The 2,299-nt window shown below is 43.7% G+C and carries 4 protein-coding genes; 3 read left to right on the plus strand and 1 reads right to left on the minus strand.

Features of this window, described 5'->3' with window-relative positions; genetic code table 11:
• Window positions 1-368, plus strand: a 368-nt coding sequence (gene deoC / locus HP456_RS22970; RefSeq protein WP_172255393.1) for a deoxyribose-phosphate aldolase, incomplete at its 5' end; no start/stop codon positions are given.
• Between the two features lie 256 nt (window positions 369-624).
• Here the strand turns inward: deoC and HP456_RS22975 are convergent.
• Window positions 625-1,551 (minus strand): Na/Pi symporter, encoded by a 927-nt coding sequence (locus HP456_RS22975; protein WP_246289387.1) that lies wholly within the window; start codon window positions 1,549-1,551, stop codon window positions 625-627.
• Window positions 1,552-1,881: 330 nt separating this feature from the next.
• Here HP456_RS22975 and rpsU point away from each other — a divergent pair, with 330 nt between their 5' ends.
• Window positions 1,882-2,055 (plus strand): 30S ribosomal protein S21, encoded by a 174-nt coding sequence (rpsU, locus tag HP456_RS22980; protein WP_032087602.1) that lies wholly within the window; start codon window positions 1,882-1,884, stop codon window positions 2,053-2,055.
• Between the two features lie 14 nt (window positions 2,056-2,069).
• Window positions 2,070-2,299: GatB/YqeY domain-containing protein (locus HP456_RS22985; RefSeq protein ID WP_172255395.1), on the plus strand; the 230-nt coding region annotated here is incomplete at its 3' end.

The following is a 2,299-nucleotide window of genomic DNA, read 5'->3' on the forward strand; positions in this document are numbered from 1 at the left end:
GTGATCTCGATCTTGTCAAGCGCGACATCGAAGCTGTTGTTGCAGCATCTAAAGGAAAAGCATTATCTAAAGTGATCATTGAAACTTGCTTGCTGACTGATGAGGAAAAAGTGAAAGCTTGCGAACTATCAGTTGAAGCCGGTGCTGATTACGTAAAAACATCAACTGGATTCTCAACTGGCGGAGCGACTGTGGAAGATATCGCTCTAATGAGAAAAACAGTCGGACCTGATATCGGTGTGAAAGCTTCAGGAGGCGTACGTTCCTCTGAAGACGCACAGGCTTTGATCGATGCAGGTGCTACCCGTCTAGGCGCAAGCTCAGGCGTTAAAATTGTACAAGGGTTGACTAGCGACTCTGATTATTAAGTAATTATATAAAGCCGGATGGACTCTGTTCATCCGGCTTTATATATTGCAGGGACAAATTAGCGTCGGGTGTTTTTCAGAGTTCAAGGTTAAGGATTTTTTTAAATTCTGTTTATTTAATTAATGGTCACCAGGGTGCGCGTATAAAAAATGGTATTTAGATAATAAATGCACCCGGTTCTCATAAATTGTGCCGCTTGTCGAATATACTTTTACCCTCCGTTTCAATCCCCCTGAAAAAATTAAGCCTAACCTTCTACCTGCGCAAATGCACCTTCTCAATAAACCGGGCAAATTTAAAGGCAAAAGGAAGGACGAGGAGGGAACAAAGCAGGTTGAAAATCACACTTGCATGGGCCAACTGTATTTCAGGGGAGCCGGCCAGACTCTGGACGACCGTTCCAAGTAACGGGATGAGCGGGATGAACACCAGGACACCGATGACATTCAGCCAAATATGGGCGAAAGCGGTGAGCCGGGCTTGGATCCCTCCACCGAGACTTGCGATGAATGCCGTGATGCATGTTCCGATGTTTGCGCCGAGCATGATGGCGATACCTGCATGCAAATCAATGGATTGTGCAGCCAGAAATCCCATCGTGACTCCGGTGACGACCGTACTTGATTGAATAAGTGCAGTAAGTATACAACCGATCAGAAGCGCAATCAGGATATGGGTGTTCATTTTTTCTATGTACGCATGAAGAAGCGGATGGGTGGTCAATGGCGTGGCGACCCACTGTATACCCTGGATGGAGGCGAAGATCAGCCCGAAGCCGGTAAAAATCATCCCGGTGCTGCGGATCGAGTCTTTTTTGAACGCGATCAGTAAACAACCGATCATGATAGATGGAACAATGAGATAATTCATATTCAATGTGAACATCTCTAGAGTGAATGTCGTTCCTATATTCGATCCAAGCATGATGCCGATTGTCTGCCTGAATGGGATAATCCCTGATGACGCAAGGCCTACAGTCAGTACCATTACTGCAGAACTGCTGTGGATGAAGGCGGTCACGATTGTACCGGTTGCGGCGCCCTTAACGGGGGTTTCCGTCAGGAAATGCAGCCACTTCTTTACCTTCAAACTTGCAATATTGAACAATCCGGATCGAAGCCAAAGCATCCCTAATAGAAAACAAAGGATAAGTAAAACAAACAAGATCAGATTCAACATCATTTAGGTGTCCCCTCCACAATGATACATGCTTACCTTAATGTATGGGGTGAATGCGGAAGACATGCCTATTTATACAAGCAATTATGCAGAAGTTGTTGACCTATTCCAAGACATATATTATAATGGCAAAGTACATGGATTTCTTTATATTTTAAAGAATTCATCCAAGAAAGACATACACTTTCTGTCCCCTTGTGACAATGTAACAAGGGCTTAGCCAAACCTTTTGGTGAAGGAAAGAGACGAATTTTCGTCTTGGGAAAATTGGTACAATCCATTTTCTTGACTTGAACATGTAAGTGTAGTGTGTTCGGAGGGAGGGAAAGAGAGATGTCAAAAACAGTTGTTCGTAAAAACGAATCGCTTGAAGATGCTCTTCGTCGCTTCAAACGCTCAGTTTCTAAAACAGGAACTTTACAAGAGTTTAGAAAGCGCGAATTTTATGAAAAGCCAAGCGTAAAACGCAAAAAGAAATCAGAAGCTGCAAGAAAGCGTAAGTTCTAAGAGAGGGTGTACCCATGAGTCTTCTCAATCGTTTAAATGATGATATGAAACAAGCGATGAAAAATAAAGAAAAAGAGAAACTTTCCGTGATCCGCATGCTTAAGGCGGCACTTCAAAATGAAGCCATTAAGTTTGGAAAACAGGAACTCTCTGAAGACGAAGAGTTGACTGTCCTTTCTCGAGAAGTCAAGCAACGGAAAGACTCCCTCCATGAATTTACGAAAGCGGGTCGTGAAGATCTGGC

Source organism: Bacillus haikouensis (genome assembly GCF_013179555.1).
Lineage (GTDB): Bacteria > Bacillota > Bacilli > Bacillales > Bacillaceae_B > Rossellomorea > Rossellomorea haikouensis_A.

Coding starts and splice junctions, on each gene's coding strand:
- HP456_RS22975 (WP_246289387.1), bottom strand. CDS start 1,551: ATGATGTTGAATCTGATCTTGTTTGTTTTACTTATCCTTTGTTTTCTA.
- rpsU (WP_032087602.1), top strand. CDS start 1,882: ATGTCAAAAACAGTTGTTCGTAAAAACGAATCGCTTGAAGATGCTCTT.